Genomic DNA, 17,279 nt, shown 5'->3' on the forward strand with positions numbered 1-17,279 from the left:
TGATCTTGACGATGCTCTTGATCGACTTGAACCCGTATTTCCACGGCACCACGAGCCGCAGCGGCGCGCCGTTCTGCTTGGGGAGCTCCTCGCCATAAAGCCCCGAGGCCAGAAGCGTCAGCGGATGCATCGCCTCATCGAGCCGCAGCCCCTCGACATAGGGCCAGTCGATGCCGCCCGCGCGCTGGCCCGGCATCTCCTCGGGGCGCAGGAGCGTCTCGAGGGCCACATATTTCGCGCCCGGCTGCGGCTCGACCCGCGCCAGCAGCGCCGCCAGCGGAAAGCCGATCCAGGGGATCACCATCGACCAGGCCTCGACACAGCGGAAACGATAGATCCGCTCCTCGAGCGGCGCGGTCTTGAGCACATCGGCCAGATCATAGCGCCCCGGCCGCCCGACCAGCCCGCCGATCTCGACCGACCACGGGTCGGTGGTCAGCGCGCCGGCGTATTTCGCCGGGTCGCCCTTGTCCCAGCCGAATTCGTAGAAATTGTTATAGGAGGTGATTTCCTCGAGCGTGTTGGGCTTGGCATCGGTCGAATAGGCCGAGGGCGCGGCGCTCAGCCCCGCCCGCGCCGGCCCCGCCCCGAACGCCAGCGCCGCGCCCGCCCCCGCGATCAGGCTGCGCCGGCGCAGGAAATCCGCGCGCGGGGTGACATCTGCCCAGCTCGGGCTCTTGGTCTTGGACATGGCTCTCTCCCGTGGTTTGGGGAGAGGATAGCGCGAAAGCGCGCGCCCGCGCGGGCAAGATGCGCGCCTTGGCGCGATTGTGAGCGCGCGTTACCGGCCCTCGCGCTCGCGGTTGCGCCCCGATTGCAGCTGGCCGAGCCGCACATGGCGCAGCGCCTCGACCAGAAGCGCGGTCAGCAGCCCGATATTGAGAAGCCCGTTCGCCGCCGCCATGCCGCCGAGGATCCGCCATTCATGGGTGAGCAGGATATCGCCATAGCCAAGCGCGGTATAAGAGACGAGCGAGAAATAGACCGCCGCCTCCATGGTCAGGAAGATCCCGAGCATCCGAAAGCAGAACGCCCAGAGCCAGACGCCGGCCGTCACCATCAGAAGCGCCCAGAGCGCGGTGATCAGCACGACGAGCATCAGCTTCGGGCGATGCGGCTCGCGCAGGAGCCAGTAATGCGCCCGCGCGAAGGCCCATTCCATGCCCCAGGCGCTCGACCGGCGATCACCACCGTCAGCACCATCATCAGCGAGCCGATCAGAATCTGCAGGACCATGCGCCTCTCCGCTGGCCCGCGCCTGATATGCGCCGCCCCCGCCGGTCAAGCCCTCTCTGGACATGCGCCCGCCCCTGCCCTATCTCGAGCAGATCATGGCTCAGAAATCCGACCCCAATTCCAAGCTGATCGCCGAGAACCGGCAGGCGCGTTACCATTACGCCGTCGAGGATACGCTCGAGGCGGGGATCGTGCTGATGGGCTCGGAGGTGAAATCGCTGCGCGTGGGCCAGTCGAACATCGCCGAGAGCTATGCTTCGGTCGAACATGGCGAGCTGTGGCTGATCAACTCCTATATCGCGGCCTACAAGGAGGCGGGCATCTTCGGCCACGAGGAACGCCGCCACCGCAAGCTCCTCGTCTCGAAGCGCGAGCTCTCGCGGCTGTGGCAGGCGATCGGGCGCGAGGGGATGACCATCGTGCCGCTGAAGATGTATTTCAACGACAAGGGCCGGGTGAAGCTGCTCCTTGGCATCGCCAAGGGCAAGAAGCTCGCCGACAAGCGCGAGACCGAGGCCAAACGCGACTGGAACCGCCAGAAACAGCGTTTGCTCAAGCAGGGCGGCTGACGGGGCGCGGTTTTGCCCCGCGCGGGTGGCTTTGCGCCTTGCCTCGCGCCGCGCTCTGAGGCTAATCACGAAAGCAAATGACGGAGGCGCGCAATGGCGATGGATGATCCGAAAACCCTTGTTTCGACCGACTGGCTCGACGCCCATCTGCGCGACCCCGATCTGCGGGTGATCGACGCGACGTGGTTCCTGCCGACCGACACGCGCAACGCGCGGGCGGGCTATGAGGACGCGCATATCCCCGGCGCGCGGTTCTTCGATATCGACGAGATCGCCGACAGCCGCTCGGATCTGCCGCATATGGCGCCGCCGGTCGAGAAGTTCATCTCGCGGATGCGCGCGATGGGCATCGGCGATGGCCATCAGGTCGTGGTCTATGACCAGGCCGGGATCTTCTCGGCGCCGCGCGTGTGGTGGACCTTCCGGCTGATGGGCAAGACCGATATCGCGGTGCTCGACGGCGGGCTGCCGAAATGGCTCGCCGAGGGCCGCGAGACCGAGGACATGCCCCCGATCCTGCGCGATCGCCACATCACCGTGCAGCGTCAGGCGAGCCTTGTGAAGGATGTCACCCAGGTCGCCCATGCCTCGAAGCTCGGCGATCACGAGATCATCGACGCGCGCGCCCATGGCCGGTTCATCGGCGTGGACCCCGAGCCGCGCCCGGGCCTGCGCCAGGGCCATATCCCCGGCTCGAAGAACCTGCCCTGGAGCGAGCTTCTGACCGCCGAGGGCACGATGAAATCGCCGCAGGCGCTGCGCGCGCTGTTCGAGGCCGCGAAGGTCGATCTCGCGAAACCCGCGATCTGCACCTGCGGCTCGGGGGTGAACGCCACGATCCTCGCGCTCGCGCTCGAACGGATCGGCCATCAGAACTGGTCGGTCTATGACGGCGCCTGGGCCGAATGGGGCATGTATAACGACCTTCGGGTCGCAACCGGAGAAGCATGATGTTCAATTCCCTCAAGCCGCAGCCGGCGGACAAGATCCTCGCGCTGATGGGTCAGTTCCGCGCCGACCCGCGCCCCGAGAAGGTCGATCTCGGCGTTGGCGTCTACAAGGATGCCGAGGGGCGCACCCCGGTGATGCGCGCGATCAAGGCCGCCGAGAAGCAGCTTTGGGAACGCGAGACCACGAAGACCTATACCGCGCTCGCCGGTGAGGCGGAGTTCCACGCCGCGATGGCGGAGATGGTGCTCGGCGCCGATTACCCGAAGGCGCGGCTCTCGGCGCTGCAAACGGTGGGCGGCACCGGCGCGTGCCGGATGGCGTTCGAGCTCGCGCGGATGGCCAACCCCGGCACCACGATCTGGGCCTCGGACCCGACCTGGCCGAACCACCTCTCGATCCTGAACTTCATGGGTCAGGCCTGGAAACCCTACCGCTATTTCGACGCCGCCGCGCGCGCCGTCGATTTCGACGCGATGATGGCCGATCTCGCCGGGGCGAAGGCGGGCGATGTGGTGCTGCTGCACGGCTGCTGCCATAACCCGACCGGCGCGAACCTGACGCTCGAGCAATGGGGCGTCGTCGCCGATCTGCTCGAGGAAAAAGGCGCGATCCCGATGATCGACCTCGCCTATCAGGGCTTTGGCGACGGGCTCGAGGCCGATGCCGCGGGCACCCGGCTGATCGCGTCGCGCCTGCCCGAGGTGATGATCGCGGCGTCCTGCTCGAAGAACTTCGGCATCTACCGCGAGCGCACCGGCAGCCTGATGGTGCTGGGCGACGAGGCGGCGAAAGAGGTGACGCAGGGCACGCTGGCCTATCTCAACCGCCAGACCTATTCCTTCGCCCCCGACCACGGCGCGCGCCTCGTCACCATGGTGCTGACCGACCCGGCGCTGCGCGCCGATTGGGAGGCCGAGCTCGAAGAGGTCCGTAATGGCATGCTCGGCCTGCGCGAACAGCTCGCCGCCGAGCTGCGCCAGCTCTCGAACTCCGACCGTTTCGATTTCGTCGCCCGCCACCGCGGCATGTTCTCGCGCATCGGCGCCTCGCCCGAACAGGTCGAGACGATGCGCGCCACGAACGCGATCTACATGGTCGGCGATTCGCGGCTCAATATCGCGGGGCTGAACGCCAGGACCGTGCCGCTGCTCGCCCGCGCGATCATCGACGCCGGCGTCTGAGCCTCTTGCCATCACAACCTTGCGAACGGCGGCCCCCCGGGTCGCCGTTTTGCGTTTTGGCGCCTCGGTCGTCTTGATTTCATAAGCACGCTTATAATATACCTGCTCACCTTGAACAGAGGGAGCCCCGATGAGCTGCGAAAGTCCTCAGGAAAGCCTCGGCTTCCTGCTCCATGACGCGACCCGCGCGATCCGCCGCCAGTTCGAGCGCCTCGCCGCCGACCATGGCCTGACGACCTCGCAATGGCGGGTGCTCGTCCATCTCTTCCGCAACGGCCCGATGCCGCAGGCGCGCCTCGCCGAGCTGCTCGAGATCGAACCGATCTCGGTCTCGCGGCTGATCGACCGGATGGAGGACGGCGGCTGGGTCAGCCGCGTGGCCGACCCCACCGACCGCCGCGTCCGCCGCGTCGAGCTGCGCGACAAGGCCCGCGAGATCCAGCCGCAGGCCCGCGAGATCGCCGATGCCCTTTATGACCGCGCCCTCGCCGGGCTGCCGCCGGAAACGCGCAGCCTGCTGATCGAGGCGCTGAAAACCCTGATTTCCAACCTCTCCCAGCCGACCGAGACCGACCATGACCGCTGAAATGACCCCGAAGAAACCGAAGACATGGCTGATGGCCACGCTGCCGCTCGCGCTCGTTGCGGGGGGCGTGTGGATGTGGCTTGACGGCGGGCGCTACGAGAGCACCGACAACGCCAACCTGCAGATCGCGCGGATCGCGGTCGCCTCGGATCTCGCCGGGCGGGTGACGGAGACCTTCGTGCAGGACAATGCCACGGTGAAGGCGGGCGACCCGCTGTTCACGGTCGACCCCGAGCCCTACCGCCTCGCGCTCGCCCAGGCCGATGCCGCGCTCGCCCAGGCCCGGCTTGGCGTCGAGCAATTGCGCGCGGCCTATCTCGCGGCGGTGGCACAGGAGAAGGTCGCGCAGGACAACGCCGATTACCTGACCGCCGAGCTCGCCCGGCAGGAAAAGATCACCAACCGCGGCGCGGGCACGGGCTCGGCGCTCGATGCGGCGCGGCATGAGGCCTCGGCGGCAGGTGAAACGCTCGCGGCGGCGCGCCAGAATGTCGCCGCGGCGCTGGCGGCGCTGGGTGGCGATGCGGCGATTGCGACCGATGCGCATCCGGTGGTGAAGGCCGCGCAGGTGGCGCGCGACAAGGCCGCCTATGACCTCTCGCGCACCACGGTGAAGGCGCCGGCCGATGGCGTGCTCTACAAGGCGAGCTCGTTCAAACCGGGCCAATTCGTCTCGGCGGGCGCAACTCTCTTCACCCTGGTCGAGACCGGCGATCTCTGGGTCGACGCGAATTTCAAGGAAACCCAGCTTGAACATATCGCCCCGGGCCAGACCGCCGAGATCGAGTTCGATACCTTCCCCGGGCGCGACTATACCGCCGTGGTCGAGGCCGTCGGCGCGGGCACGGGGGCGGAATTCGCGCTGATCCCGGCGCAAAACGCCACCGGCAACTGGGTCAAGGTGACCCAGCGCGTGCCGGTGCGGCTGCGGCTGAGCGGCGATGCCCCGAAAGACGGGCTCCGCGCCGGGCTTTCGGCGAGCGTCACCATCGACACCCATGCCTCGACCCCGCTCGATTCGATTCTCGCGCAAGCGGGCAGCGTGGAGCACTGATCCATGGCCGCCGACACCCCGGCAACCCCGGTGGGCGAGATCAAGCACCACGGGCTGATCACGCTCTCGCTGATGCTCGCGACGATCATGCAGGTGCTCGACACCACGATCGCCAATGTCGCCCTGCCCTCGATGCGCGCCGACCTCGGCGCCTCGGCCGATACGATCAACTGGGTGCTGACCTCCTATATCGTCGCCGCCGCGATCGTGACGCCGCTCTCGGGGTGGCTCTCCGAACGCTTCGGCCGCAAGGAGATCTTCGTGGGCTCGGTGGCGGGCTTCATCCTGACCTCGATGCTGTGCGGGATCGCCTGGAGCCTCGAGACGATGGTGCTCTTCCGCATGGCGCAGGGCGTCTTCGGCGCGGCGATCGTGCCGCTGTCGCAGACCTTCCTGCTCGACATCAACCCGCGCGAGAAACACGGTCAGGCGATGGCGGTCTGGGGCGCGGGGATCATGATCGGGCCGATCATCGGGCCGACGCTCGGCGGCTATCTGACCGAAACGCTGAACTGGCGCTGGGTCTTCTATATCAACGTGCCGCTCGGGCTCCTAGCGCTCGCGGGGTGCTGGGCGTTTCTGCCGGAGATGGGCCGGCGGCTGCGCGCCTTTGATTTCACGGGCTTTGCCTTTCTCGCGCTCGGCGTCGGCGCGTTGCAGCTGATGCTCGACCGCGGCGCCGAGGTCGATTGGTTCGAGGCCACCGAGATCTGGATCGAGGCGGCGCTGGCCGCGACCGGCTTTTGGTGCTTCGTGATCTGGATCATCGGCAAGGAGCACCCGTTCCTCGACCCGAAGATGTTTCTCGACCGCAATTTCGCGACCGGGCTCGTGTTCATCTTCATCGTGGGGATCGTGCTTCTGGCCTCGCTCGCGCTCCTGCCGCCGATGCTCTCGACGATCTTCGGCTATCCGGTGATCACCACCGGCATGGTGATGGCGCCGCGCGGCATCGGCACGATGATCTCGATGATTCTCGCCGGCAAGCTGGTGCGCCGGTTCGACCCGCGCAAGCTCGTGGCGCTCGGGCTGATCCTGACCGCGCTCTCGCTCGATATCATGACGCGATTCTCGCCGCAGATGGATGCGAGCCTGATCGTGCTCTCAGGCGTGGTGCAGGGGCTCGGGCTCGGGCTCGTCTTCGTGCCGCTCTCGACGGTCTCCTTCGCCACGATCCCGGCGCGGCTGCGCGGCGATGCGACGGCGCTTTATTCGCTGGTGCGCAATATCGGCTCCTCGATCGGGATCTCCTTCGTCACGGTGCTGCTCACCCACAACACCTGGGTGAACCATAACGAGCTTGCCTCCGGGCTGACGCGCGAGGCGGTCGCGGCGCTCGGCGCGGGGGGCGTGGCGGGGTATGGCGAGAGCGTGATGGCCTATCTGCTCAACCAGATGGTCACGGTGCAGGCGCTGATGGTCTCCTATGTCGATGATTTCAAGGCGATGATGTGGATCACCGCCGCGGCGGTGCCGCTCACGCTGGTGTTGCGAAAGCCGGAGCCCACCGATGTGGTCGAAGCCGCCGCGATGGACTGAGCAAAGCAAAAGGCCCGGAGAGATCTCCGGGCCTTCGCGGTTCGCCGGGAGGCGAGATCAGTAGTGGTAGGCGCTTTCGCCATGCGAGGTCTGGTCGAGGCCCTGACGCTCGTCATCCGAGGAGACGCGCAGCCCGATGATGATGTCGACGACCTTGAACAGGATGAACGAGATCACGCCGGTCCAGAGCACGGTCACGCCGACCGCTTTGATCTGCACGATGACCTGATCCATGATCGAGCCCGATTCGACGAACAGGCCGGTGCCGCCGAAGGACGGGTCCGAGAGCACGCCCACCGCGATCGCGCCGACGATGCCGCCCACGCCGTGGATGCCGAAGACATCGAGGCTGTCGTCATAGCCGAGCTTGTTCTTCACGACCGCCACGAAGAAGTAGCAGATCACCGAAGCCAGCGCGCCGAGCACGAGGGCGCCCATCGGGCCGATGGTGCCGCAGGCCGGGGTGATGGCGACGAGGCCGGCGACGATGCCCGAAGCCACGCCGAGCATCGAGGCTTTGCCGCGGGTGAGGGCTTCGATCAGGCCCCAGACGAGCGCCGCAGCGGCGGTGGCGAGGAAGGTGTTGATCATCGCAAGCGTGGCGCCGGCGGTCGCTTCGAGGTTCGAGCCGACGTTGAAGCCGAACCAGCCGACCCAGAGCATGCCCGCGCCGACGAGGGTGAGGGTCATCGAATGCGGCGCCATCATGTCCTTGCCCAGACCGATGCGCGGGCCGATGACCAGCGCGCCGACGAGAGCGGCCACACCGGCGTTGATGTGCACAACCGTGCCGCCGGCGAAGTCAATCGCGCCCCAGTTGAAGATCAGGCCCGAGGCATCCCAGACCATATGCGCGACCGGGAAGTAGCAGAACGTGCCCCAGAGCACCGAGAACAGCAGCACCGCCGAGAATTTCACACGCTCGGCGAAGGCGCCGATGATCAGCGCGGGGGTGATCGCGGCGAAGGTCATCTGGAAGGCGATGAACAGATATTCCGGGATCACGATGCCGTCGGAGAAGGTCGCCGAGACCGACTCGACCGAGACGCCCGACAGGAAGAGCTTGCCCAGGCCGCCCCAGAACGGCGAGGTGCCGCCGCCAAAGGCGAAGGAATAGCCGTAGATCACCCAGACGACCATCATCAGGCAGGCGATCGCGGTGGTCTGCATCAGGATCGACAGCATGTTCTTGGTGCGCACGAGGCCACCGTAGAACAGCGCGAGGCCCGGCATGGTCATGAACAGCACGAGCACGGTCGAGATCATCATCCACGACACGTCGCCCTTGTCCATCGTCTCGGTGACGGCTTCCACGACTTCCGCGGCGGGCGCGGCGGCGTCCTGCGCGAAGGCCGGCAGCGCGGCGAGCAGCGAAGCCGCCGTCAGGGCCGAAATTTTCGAAAGGTTTTTCATTGTGTTACTTCCCCTCAGCCGCGTCTCAGAGCGCGTCGTCGTTGGTTTCGCCGGTCCGCACGCGCACCGCTTGGTTCACATCCAGAACGAAGATCTTGCCGTCGCCGATCTTGTCGGTCTTGGCCGACTTCAGGATCGTGTCGATGACTTCGTCAGCCAGCGCATCGGCGACGACGATCTCGAGCTTGATCTTCGGAACGAAATTCACGGCGTATTCGGCGCCACGATAGATCTCGGTATGGCCCGACTGCGCACCGAAGCCCTTGATTTCAGTCACCATCATGCCGCGCACGCCGATGGCGGTGAGCGCCTCGCGCACCTCCTCGAGCTTGAACGGCTTGATTGCTGCAATGATGAGTTTCACTGGTGATCCCTTCCTAATGTCAGCAGCTCTTGGCACCTCTGCGGGCACCCACGCCGTCAGAAGGCCCACAAAGCCCCTTTGAGACAAGAAATCCCCGCCGCCCCGCCGTGCTGCGCCGCCGCATAAATTGGCGAAAACGCATAATTTGTGCGCAATGCCTAAAATTGAGGCGCAGCACAAACCGAATCGTGATCGCTTGCCGCTCCACAAGCCACGCCGGGCAGTGTAACTTGCGCAAAACGGCAGGCATCGGATCACGACATGGCAGGAACAGACGGGCGGCGCGGGCCGCTGGTGGCGGAAAAGCGCTATGCGGGGGCAGCAAAGCCCGCCGCCGCGAAAAAGGCCGCCGCAAAGCCCCCCGCGAAGGCCCCGCGCCCCGCCAAGCGCAAGATGGGCCCGATCCGCCGCGCCATCCTTGGCGTCTTCGGCTTTTTCACCCGCATCATCTGGGGCGCGGCCTGGCGTCTCGGCGCGGTGCTGGCGCTGATCCTCGGCCTCGCGACCTTCTACTATTACTCCAGCCTGCCGCCGGTCTCGAAACTGCTCGACGGGCGCTACCGGGGCTCGGTCACGCTGCTGGACCGCAACGATCAGGTCTTCGCCTGGCGCGGCGAGACCTTCGGCGGCCAGATTACCGCGCAAAACGTCTCGCCCTGGCTGCGCGACGCGATCATCGCCACCGAGGACCGCCGCTTTTATCATCATTTCGGCGTCAGCCCGCGCGGCATCGCCTCGGCGATCGCGATCAACCTGCGCGAGGGCCGCGGCCCGCTCGAGGGCAACGGCGGCTCGACGATCACCCAGCAGGTCGCGAAACTGCTCTGCCTCGGCGTCGCCTACGACCCCGCGCAATGGAAGACCGAGGCCGCCTATGAGGACGATTGCCGCTCGGGCGGGGTGAAGCGCAAGATCAAGGAGATCCCCTACGCGCTGGCGATGGAGGTCAAGTATAGCAAGGACGAGATCCTCACGATCTACCTCAACCGCGCCTATCTCGGCGCCGGCGCGCGCGGCTTCGAGGCCGCGGCGCAGCGCTATTTCGGCGTGTCGGCGGCGAATGTGAACCCGCAACAGGCGGCGATGCTCGCGGGCCTTCTGAAGGCGCCCTCGCGCTATGCGCCCACCACCAACCTGCAACGTTCGCAGGAGCGCGCGGGCATGGTGCTTGCGCTGATGCATGAGCAGGGCTTTTTGACCGACCGCGAATGGCTGACCGCGCGCGAGGCGCCCGCCACGCTCTCCGAGGCCGCGCAGGCCCGGGCGGGCGGCTATTTCGCCGATTGGGTGATGGATACCACCCCCGATTTCCTCTCCAAGCAGACCACCGAGGACGTGATCATCCACACCACCCTCGATCCGCGCATCCAGACCGCCGCCGAAGAGGCGCTCAAGGCGATCTTCGAGACCAAGGTGAAAGAGGGCTCGGAGGCGGAGGCCGCGGTCGTGGTGATGTCGGCCGATGGCGCGGTGCGCGCGATGATCGGCGGGCGCAAGACCAAGGTCTCGGGCGCCTTCAACCGCGCGACCCAGGCCAAGCGCCAGACCGGCTCGACCTTCAAACCCTTCGTCTACGCCGCCGCGCTCGACATGGGCTGGACGCCCGACACGATCGTCGAGGACGCGCCGCTGACGATCAATGTGAAGGGCTCGGGGCCCTGGTCGCCGAAGAACTACACCAAGGAATTCCTCGGGCCGATCCCGCTGTGGAAGGCGCTCGCGGAATCGGTGAACACGGCAACGGTGCGGGTCAGCCAGGCGGTCGGGCTCGATGCGGTGCGCCAGGTCGCCTCGGATTTCGGCTTCGCCTCTGACCTGGCCGCGGGGCCGGCGGTGGCGCTCGGGGTCTCGGAATCGACGCTGATCGAGATGACCGGCGCCTTCGCGGGGATCCTGAACGGCGGCTCCTCGGTGAAACCCTACGGGCTGACCGAACTGCGGCTGAAGGGCGACAACGAGCCGCTTTTCGGCGCGGGCGGCGGCATGGGCGACCGGGTGATCTCGGAGAAAGCCGCGCGCGAGCTGATGTGGATGATGAATCAAGGGGTTGAGCTCGGCACCGGGCGGCGGGCGCGGCTCGACGGGCATCAAGTCGCGGGCAAGACCGGCACCACCCAGGCCGCGCGCGACGCCTGGTTCATCGGCTTCACGGCGGATTATGTCGCGGGCGTCTGGATGGGCTATGACGACAACCGCCCGCTCTCTGGCGTGACGGGCGGCGGGCTGCCGGCCGAGATCTGGCATGAGGTGATGACCCGCGTCGAGGAGGGTGTGCCGGGCACGCCGCTGCCGATGGCCGACCCCTCCGAATGGCGCAGCGCCCCCGCCCCGGTCTTTGCCGGCGAGACGCAGAGCTCGGGCGGCCAGCCGCGCCCGCAGGGCCAGGCCCCGCGCGACGACACGATCGTGGGCGAGATCCTGCGCGCGCTGATGGGCGGCAACTGAGGCCTTCCTTCAGCCCGCCGTCTTCAGATCCGCGATCAGCGCGTCGAGGCTGCCGCGGCGCCGGTCGAGCATCGCGCCGATCTCGGTGCGCTCGGAGGCGAGCATGTTCACGCCCTCGATGATCAGGTTGAAGAACTTGTCCTTGCCGGATTTGTCCGAGACCTGCCAGAGCACCTCGAAGGGCGCCTGCCCGCTCATATAGGCGATGGATTTCACCTCATAGAAGCTGCTCACCGCCCGCGCGCCCTGCACCTCGAAGCGCGTGCCGATGAACTCGCGGAAGCGCTTGCCGTATTTGCGCGCGAGATAGCCGCGGAAGGCGGTGGTGAAGGCCGCCATCTGCGCCGAACTCGCCGCGCGCGCCGCAACGCCGAGCGCCGAGCGCGCGATCACCGGCACATCGGCGTAGGTCGCGAAGATCCGCTCGAAATCGGCGTAGAGCGCGGCGCCGGTCTTGCCCGAGGCGATGGCGCGGTTCACATCGGCCACCGTGCGCTCGATCAGCGCGCGCGCCGCGGCATCGGTGAGCGCGAAAGCCGCCGCCGGGAAGAGCGCCGCCACCACCGCCCCCGCGCCAAGGCCCAGCGCCGCGCGGCGGCCGAAATCACTCGTGATAGGGGTCCTCATAGGGGTCATAGCTGTCCTCCGCTGCTGTCTGCCCGAGCTCATGGCGACGGCTTTGCAGATAATAGAGCCGCGTCTGGGCATAGCTGTCGGCGCTGTCGTAAAGCACCGAATCGATCGTATCGCCATAGCGCTGCCGGTCGCCGATCCGCCCGGCCATCTTGACGCCCGCCGCCACCTGCGCCTCGGTGCCGCGCAGCGTGAAATTGAGCGGGTCGATCACCAGATCGACGACCCGGCCCAGCGCGTCACGCTCGGTCGAGGGGCCGAGCACCGGCAGCTCGACATAGGCCCCCTCGCCCCAGCCCCAGCGCGCCAGCGTCGCGCCGAAATCGGTCGAGGCCTCCTGCACGCCCATCGCCCCCGCCGGATCGAAGACCCCCGCCAGCCCGATCGTCGAGTTGATCACGAAGCGCAGACTGTTTCGCACCGCATGCTCGCCCTCCGCCTGCAGGAGCGAATTCACCACCGCCGCCGGCAGCCCGAGGTTATTTGCCGCATTCGAGGCCGCGCGCCCGACCGGCCCGGGCAGGCTCGCGCGGCGCAGAGCCAGCGAGTCGATCTTGGTATTGAGCGCATGGACGCGGCGGTTTTGCGCCTCGTAAGGATCCCAGATCTCGCCCGGCGCGGGCGGTTTGCCCCCACATCCGGCCAAGACAGCCGCGATCACCGCAAAGGTCACGGCGCGCAACGGCATCTTCCGGCTTTGGGTCTTCCGCTCGATCATGGCAATTTCGGGTGACACCCCCTCCGGTTTCGGCCAAAAGGCTCCCCATCAATTTAGGCAGCCCACCGGCGTGCGGCAAGGTCCGCCCTTGCGACACTCTTGTCCGGGCCTTAACCCTTTTCAGGCGAGAGTCGCGCAGATCCGAGGAGCGCCCATGAAACCCACCTCCCCTGCCGCCGGTCTGGCCGAACTGCGCGCCGCGCGGAGCCAGAGCCGCCATCTGTTCTGGTCGGTCGCGCTGTTCTCGGCCTTCGTGAACCTGTTGATGCTGACCGGGCCGCTCTTCATGTTGCAGGTCTATGACCGGGTTCTGGGCTCGCGCGCGGTGGAGACGCTCACCGCGCTTTTCGTGCTGGTGGTGTTCCTGTTCCTGATGATGGGGCTGCTCGATTACGCGCGCGCGCGGGTCATGGCGCGGGTCGGCGCGCGGTTTCAGGCGGCGCTCGAGGCGCGGGTCTTCGACGCGGTCCTGCGCCGTAACGCGATGGCGCCCAACGACCCGGTGGCGCAAGCCGGCCTGCGCGATCTCGATGCGATCAACCGGCTGCTCTCGGCGCCGGTGTTTCTGGCGCTCTTCGATCTGCCCTGGTCGCCGATCTTCTTCGCGGCGATCTTCCTCTTCCACCCGCTGCTCGGCTTTCTCTCGCTCGCGGGCGGGGTGATCCTGATCGCGGTGACGCTGCTCAACCAGCGCCTGACCGCCCGCCCGCTGCACGCCGCCACCGGCATGCAGATGCAGGCCGAGCGGATGTCGGATCAGCTGCGCGACGAGGCCGAGCTGATCGAGGCGCTCGGCATGCGCGGCGCGAGTTTCCGGCGCTGGCAGAACGCGCGGCTGAGCGCGATGGAGGCGGGGCTGAAGGCGGCCGATCTCGGCGGCTCCTTCTCGATCTTCGCGCGCACCTTCCGGCTCTTCCTGCAATCGGCGATGCTCGCGCTCGGCGCCTGGATCGTGCTGCGCGGCGAGATGACGGCGGGGGCGATGATCGCGGGCTCGATCCTGATGGGCCGGGCGCTCGCGCCGGTCGAACAGGCGGTGGGGCAGTGGATGGTGGTCGCGCGCGCCCATGAGGGCTGGCACCGGCTGGGCGAGCTGCTCGGCTCGATCCCGGTGGAGCCCGCGCGCACCGCGTTGCCGCGCCCGGCCGCGCGGCTCGAGGTCACCCAGCTCACCGTGGTGCCGCCCGGCGCCTCGGCGGCAACGCTCAGGATGGTCAATTTCACCGTCGAGCCCGGTCAGGCGATGGGCATCATCGGCCCCTCGGGTGCGGGCAAATCGACGCTCGCGCGCGCGCTCTGCGGGGTCTGGAAACCCTCGGGCGGCGCGATCCGGCTCGATGGCGCCACGCTCTCGCAATATGACCCCGATGTGCTCGGCCAGCTGATCGGCTACCTGCCGCAGCGCGTCACCCTTTTCGACGGCACGATCGCCGAGAATATCGCGCGCCTCTCCCCCCGCCCCGATGCCGCCAAGGTCGTCGAGGCCGCCAAACGCGCCGCCGCGCATCAGCTGATCCTCGACCTGCCGCAGGGCTATGACACCCGCGTGAGCCAGGCCGGCGGGCGCCTCTCGGGCGGACAGATCCAGCGCATCGGGCTCGCCCGCGCGCTTTACGACGACCCGGTGCTGCTCGTGCTCGACGAGCCCAACGCCAACCTCGACAATGAAGGCACCCAGGCGCTCAACACCGCGGTGCGCGCGCTCAAGGCGGCGGGCGGCGCGGTCCTGATCATGGCGCACCGCCCCAATGCGATCGCGGAATGCGACACGCTTCTCGTGCTCGAGGGCGGCATGCGCCGCGCCTTCGGCCCGCGCGACGAGGTGCTCAAGGCGATGGTGCAAAACGCCGCCGAACTGACCCGCACGACCAACCCGGGAGGCGCCGCATGAGCCCCGAAGCCGATGACAAGAGCCCGCGCGCGCTGGTGAGCAAGACCTTCCGGCGCGGCACCGCGCTCGACAAGGCCAAGCCCGCGGCGCTGGCGCAGATCACCCCCGCGAAAGCCGCCCCCGCCGACGACCCGGCCACACCGAGCGCCCGCCCGGCGCTGCTGATCGGGTTTCTGGCGCTCCTTGCGCTCGTCGGCGGCTTCGGCCTTTGGGCGACGCTGAGCACGATCGCGGGCGCGGTCGTCGCCTCCGGCCAGGTCGAAGTCGACCAGTCGCGCCAGATCGTCCAGCACCCCGACGGCGGCGTGGTCGCCGAAATCCTCGTCCATGACGGCGATACGGTCGCGGCCGGCGACACGCTGATCCGCCTCGACGGCGACCTGCTGCGCTCCGAACTCGCGATCGTCGAGGGGCAGTTCTTCGAGCTGCAAGCCCGCCGCGGCCGGCTCGAAGCCGAGCGCGCCGATCAACCCACCATCGCCTTTTCGCCCGAACTCCTCGCCGCCGCCGCCCGCGACCCCGATGTCGCCGAGCTGACCGACGGCCAGATGCGGCTCTTCGATGCCCGCCGCGCCACGCTCGCAAAATCGCTCGAACAGCTCGACAAACGCCTCGAACAGACCCGCAGCCAGATCTCCGGCATCGAGGCCCAGCTCGCCGCGCTCTCGCGCCAACGCGATCTGATCGGCCAGGAGCTCACCGACCAACGCGGGCTGCTCGACCGCGGCCTCGCCCAGGCCTCGCGCGTGCTCGCGCTCGAACGCGAGGCGGCCTCGCTCGACGGTCAGGTCGGCGAGCTCACCGCCCAGCGCGCCCAGGCCGAGGGCCGGCTGACCGAGATCCAGCTCGAACAGCTCCGCCTCGGCTCGCAACGCCGCGAGGATGCGGAAACCGAGCTGCGCAACATCGGCTACCGCGAGCTCGAACTCGCCGAGCGCCGCCGCGCGCTGACCGGCCAGATCGAGCGGCTCGACATCCGCGCGCCGGTCTCGGGCGTGGTCTATGCGATGGCGGTGACCACGCCGCGCTCGGTGATCCGCCCGGCCGACCCGGTGCTCTACCTGATCCCGCAAGACCGCCCGCTGGTGATCTCGGCCCGCGTCTCGCCGCTCCATATCGACGAGATCGGCATCGGCCAGCCGGTGACGCTGCGCTTCTCCGCCTTCTCGGGCCGCACGACGCCGCAACTCTTTGGCCAGGTTACGAAAATCTCGGCGGACGCGTTCACCGACGAAGCCACGCGGATGAGCTATTACCGCGCCGAGGTGGAGCTCAACCCCGGCGAGATGGACAAGATCGCGGGGCTGAAACTGCTGCCCGGCATGCCCGCCGAGGTCTATATCCGCACCGGGGAGCGCTCGCCGATGGCTTACCTGATCAAGCCCTTCGCAGATTACTTCAACCGCGCCTTCCGCGAGAATTAAAGCCCGCGGAGCAGCGCCGCGGTGGGCCAGGCATCGGCCGGCAGGCCGAGCCGCGCCTGCTCGCGCTGCACCGCAACCCGCGTGCGCGCGCCCAGGATCCCGTCGATCGGCCCGACATCATGGCCGCGCGCGGCGAGCTTTTGCTGCAAGGCCTTCATCTGCTCGGCGCCGAGGCCCGGCTCCGGCGCGCGCGGATCGAACTTCGGCGCGCCCTCGAGCCGGGTCGCGAAATAGGCCGCGGTGGTGACGTAAACGAAGCTCTGGTTCCAGTTGAAGAGCACCCGGAAATTCGGGAAGACCATGAAGGCCGGCCCCTTGCGCCCCATCGGCAACAGGATCGAGCCCTTGCCCGGCGCGAGCGCCCCGCTGCGCGCGCGCACCCCCATCCGCGCCCAATCGGCGGTGGAAAGCTCGTGATCAAGCCCGGTTTTCGACCAATCAAGCCCCTCCGGCACCACGATCTCCTGCATCCAGGGCTCGCCCGCGCGCCAGCCCATCCCCGCGATCATCTTCGCCCCCGACATCAGCGCATCGGGCGCCGAGCCCTTCAGGTTCACATGCCCGTCGCCGTCGCCATCGACCCCGTTGCGCAAGATATCCTCGGGCAGCATCTGGACCTGACCGATCTCGCCCGCCCAGGCGCCAAGGTTGCGCGCCGGGTCGAAATCGCCGCGCCGGTAAAGCTCGGCCGCGGCCAGAACCTGCGGGCGGAAAAGCTCGGGGCGGCGGCAATCATGGGCGAGCGTGACCAGCGCATCACGCGTGTTGAAATCGCCCTGCACCGCGCCGAAATCGGTCTCGAGCCCCCAGAACGCCAGCAAAACCCCGCGCGAAACGCCATAGTCCCGCTCCGCCCGGGCGAAGACATCGGCGTATTTCTGCGCCATGCGCGCGCCGTTGGCGAGCCGGTTCTGGCTGATCACCGAGCCGGAGAAAGCGATGAAATCCTTACGAAAAACGCCCTGCGCCCGATCGGCGCGCAAAACCTTCTGATCGAGGCGCGCGCCGCGCAGGAAGCCATCGGCCTGCGCCGCCGAGAGCCCGCGGCCCTGCATTTCGGCCTTCAGCCCGCCCAGAAAGGCGCCGAAATCGCCGCCGCATTGCGCGAAAGCGCCCCCCGGCACGCTGAGAGCCACAGTGAAAGCCAAAGCCAGACGACGCATGGAAACCTCCTGAACCAACTGACGCGACGCTACCCGCGCCGCCCCGTTCAGGCAACCGCGTTGCAGCGCGGGCACGGGCGCGCGAATTCGGCGCGCGCAAGGGTTTGGTTAA

General features: G+C 67.8%; 16 protein-coding genes (1 of these 16 cut by a window edge). 9 read left to right on the forward strand and 7 right to left on the reverse strand.

Features of this window, described 5'->3' with window-relative positions; all coding sequences use genetic code 11:
- A protein-coding gene (gene msrP, locus LPB142_RS16620) for a protein-methionine-sulfoxide reductase catalytic subunit MsrP (RefSeq protein ID WP_071167045.1) crosses the window boundary here: on the reverse strand, positions 1-691 show its 5' portion. It extends 230 nt beyond the left edge of the window; 691 of the gene's 921 nt are visible here — the first part of the coding sequence; it begins with the start codon at positions 689-691; its stop codon lies off the left edge, out of view.
- A gap of 90 nt (positions 692-781) precedes the next feature.
- On the reverse strand, positions 782-1,162 hold the full coding sequence (locus tag LPB142_RS16625; RefSeq protein ID WP_232230922.1) for an ion channel: 381 nt from the start codon (positions 1,160-1,162) through the stop codon (positions 782-784).
- Between the two features lie 169 nt (positions 1,163-1,331).
- Between LPB142_RS16625 and smpB the strand changes: the two genes are divergently transcribed.
- From smpB to LPB142_RS16655, 6 genes are all read left to right on the forward strand, one after another.
- Positions 1,332-1,805, forward strand: a complete 474-nt coding sequence (gene smpB, locus LPB142_RS16630; RefSeq protein ID WP_068765676.1) for an SsrA-binding protein SmpB — start codon at positions 1,332-1,334, stop codon at positions 1,803-1,805.
- 93 nt (positions 1,806-1,898) lie between these two features.
- Positions 1,899-2,756 carry a 3-mercaptopyruvate sulfurtransferase gene (gene sseA / locus LPB142_RS16635; RefSeq protein ID WP_198037852.1) on the forward strand — a complete coding sequence of 286 codons (858 nt, stop codon included), beginning with the start codon at positions 1,899-1,901 and terminating at the stop codon, positions 2,754-2,756.
- A complete protein-coding gene (locus LPB142_RS16640) occupies positions 2,756-3,937 on the forward strand; it encodes an amino acid aminotransferase (protein WP_071167046.1) in 1,182 nt (393 codons plus the stop codon). The genes sseA and LPB142_RS16640 overlap by 1 nt, the downstream gene beginning before the upstream one ends.
- 130 nt (positions 3,938-4,067) lie before the next feature.
- Entirely contained in the window at positions 4,068-4,523 is a 456-nt protein-coding gene (locus LPB142_RS16645) for a MarR family winged helix-turn-helix transcriptional regulator (RefSeq protein WP_071167047.1), read from the forward strand.
- Positions 4,513-5,577 carry an HlyD family secretion protein gene (locus LPB142_RS16650; RefSeq protein ID WP_071167048.1) on the forward strand — a complete coding sequence of 355 codons (1,065 nt, stop codon included), beginning with the start codon at positions 4,513-4,515 and terminating at the stop codon, positions 5,575-5,577. The genes LPB142_RS16645 and LPB142_RS16650 overlap by 11 nt, the downstream gene beginning before the upstream one ends.
- 3 nt (positions 5,578-5,580) lie before the next feature.
- Positions 5,581-7,116 carry a DHA2 family efflux MFS transporter permease subunit gene (locus LPB142_RS16655; protein WP_071167049.1) on the forward strand — a complete coding sequence of 512 codons (1,536 nt, stop codon included), beginning with the start codon at positions 5,581-5,583 and terminating at the stop codon, positions 7,114-7,116.
- A gap of 57 nt (positions 7,117-7,173) precedes the next feature.
- Here LPB142_RS16655 and LPB142_RS16660 read toward each other — a convergent pair whose 3' ends face one another.
- Entirely contained in the window at positions 7,174-8,529 is a 1,356-nt protein-coding gene (locus tag LPB142_RS16660) for an ammonium transporter (protein WP_071167050.1), read from the reverse strand.
- A 25-nt stretch (positions 8,530-8,554) separates the two neighbouring features.
- Positions 8,555-8,893: a P-II family nitrogen regulator gene (locus LPB142_RS16665; RefSeq protein WP_068765555.1), complete on the reverse strand. Its 339-nt coding sequence runs from the start codon at positions 8,891-8,893 to the stop codon at positions 8,555-8,557.
- Positions 8,894-9,154: 261 nt separating this feature from the next.
- Between LPB142_RS16665 and LPB142_RS16670 the strand changes: the two genes are divergently transcribed.
- On the forward strand, positions 9,155-11,338 hold the full coding sequence (locus tag LPB142_RS16670; protein WP_071167051.1) for a transglycosylase domain-containing protein: 2,184 nt from the start codon (positions 9,155-9,157) through the stop codon (positions 11,336-11,338).
- A gap of 9 nt (positions 11,339-11,347) precedes the next feature.
- On the opposite strand, the gene LPB142_RS16675 is transcribed toward LPB142_RS16670, so the two are convergent.
- Together LPB142_RS16675 and LPB142_RS16680 are read right to left on the reverse strand one after the other, a co-directional pair.
- Positions 11,348-11,965 (reverse strand): MlaC/ttg2D family ABC transporter substrate-binding protein, encoded by a 618-nt coding sequence (locus LPB142_RS16675; protein ID WP_156506789.1) that lies wholly within the window; start codon positions 11,963-11,965, stop codon positions 11,348-11,350.
- Positions 11,943-12,689: an MlaA family lipoprotein gene (locus LPB142_RS16680; protein ID WP_232230924.1), complete on the reverse strand. Its 747-nt coding sequence runs from the start codon at positions 12,687-12,689 to the stop codon at positions 11,943-11,945. The genes LPB142_RS16675 and LPB142_RS16680 overlap by 23 nt, the downstream gene beginning before the upstream one ends.
- A gap of 154 nt (positions 12,690-12,843) precedes the next feature.
- Between LPB142_RS16680 and LPB142_RS16685 the strand changes: the two genes are divergently transcribed.
- Positions 12,844-14,580, forward strand: a complete 1,737-nt coding sequence (locus LPB142_RS16685; RefSeq protein WP_071167052.1) for a type I secretion system permease/ATPase — start codon at positions 12,844-12,846, stop codon at positions 14,578-14,580.
- A complete protein-coding gene (locus LPB142_RS16690) occupies positions 14,577-16,004 on the forward strand; it encodes an HlyD family type I secretion periplasmic adaptor subunit (protein WP_083392730.1) in 1,428 nt (475 codons plus the stop codon). Before LPB142_RS16685 ends, LPB142_RS16690 begins: the two co-directional genes overlap by 4 nt.
- Here the strand turns inward: LPB142_RS16690 and LPB142_RS16695 are convergent.
- Complete coding sequence (locus tag LPB142_RS16695) at positions 16,001-17,167, reverse strand: lytic murein transglycosylase (protein WP_071167053.1); 1,167 nt, start codon at positions 17,165-17,167, stop codon at positions 16,001-16,003. The genes LPB142_RS16690 and LPB142_RS16695 overlap by 4 nt on opposite strands.
- Between the last annotated feature and the right edge of the window lie 112 nt (positions 17,168-17,279).

This window comes from Rhodobacter xanthinilyticus (genome assembly GCF_001856665.1).
GTDB lineage: Bacteria > Pseudomonadota > Alphaproteobacteria > Rhodobacterales > Rhodobacteraceae > Rhodobacter > Rhodobacter xanthinilyticus.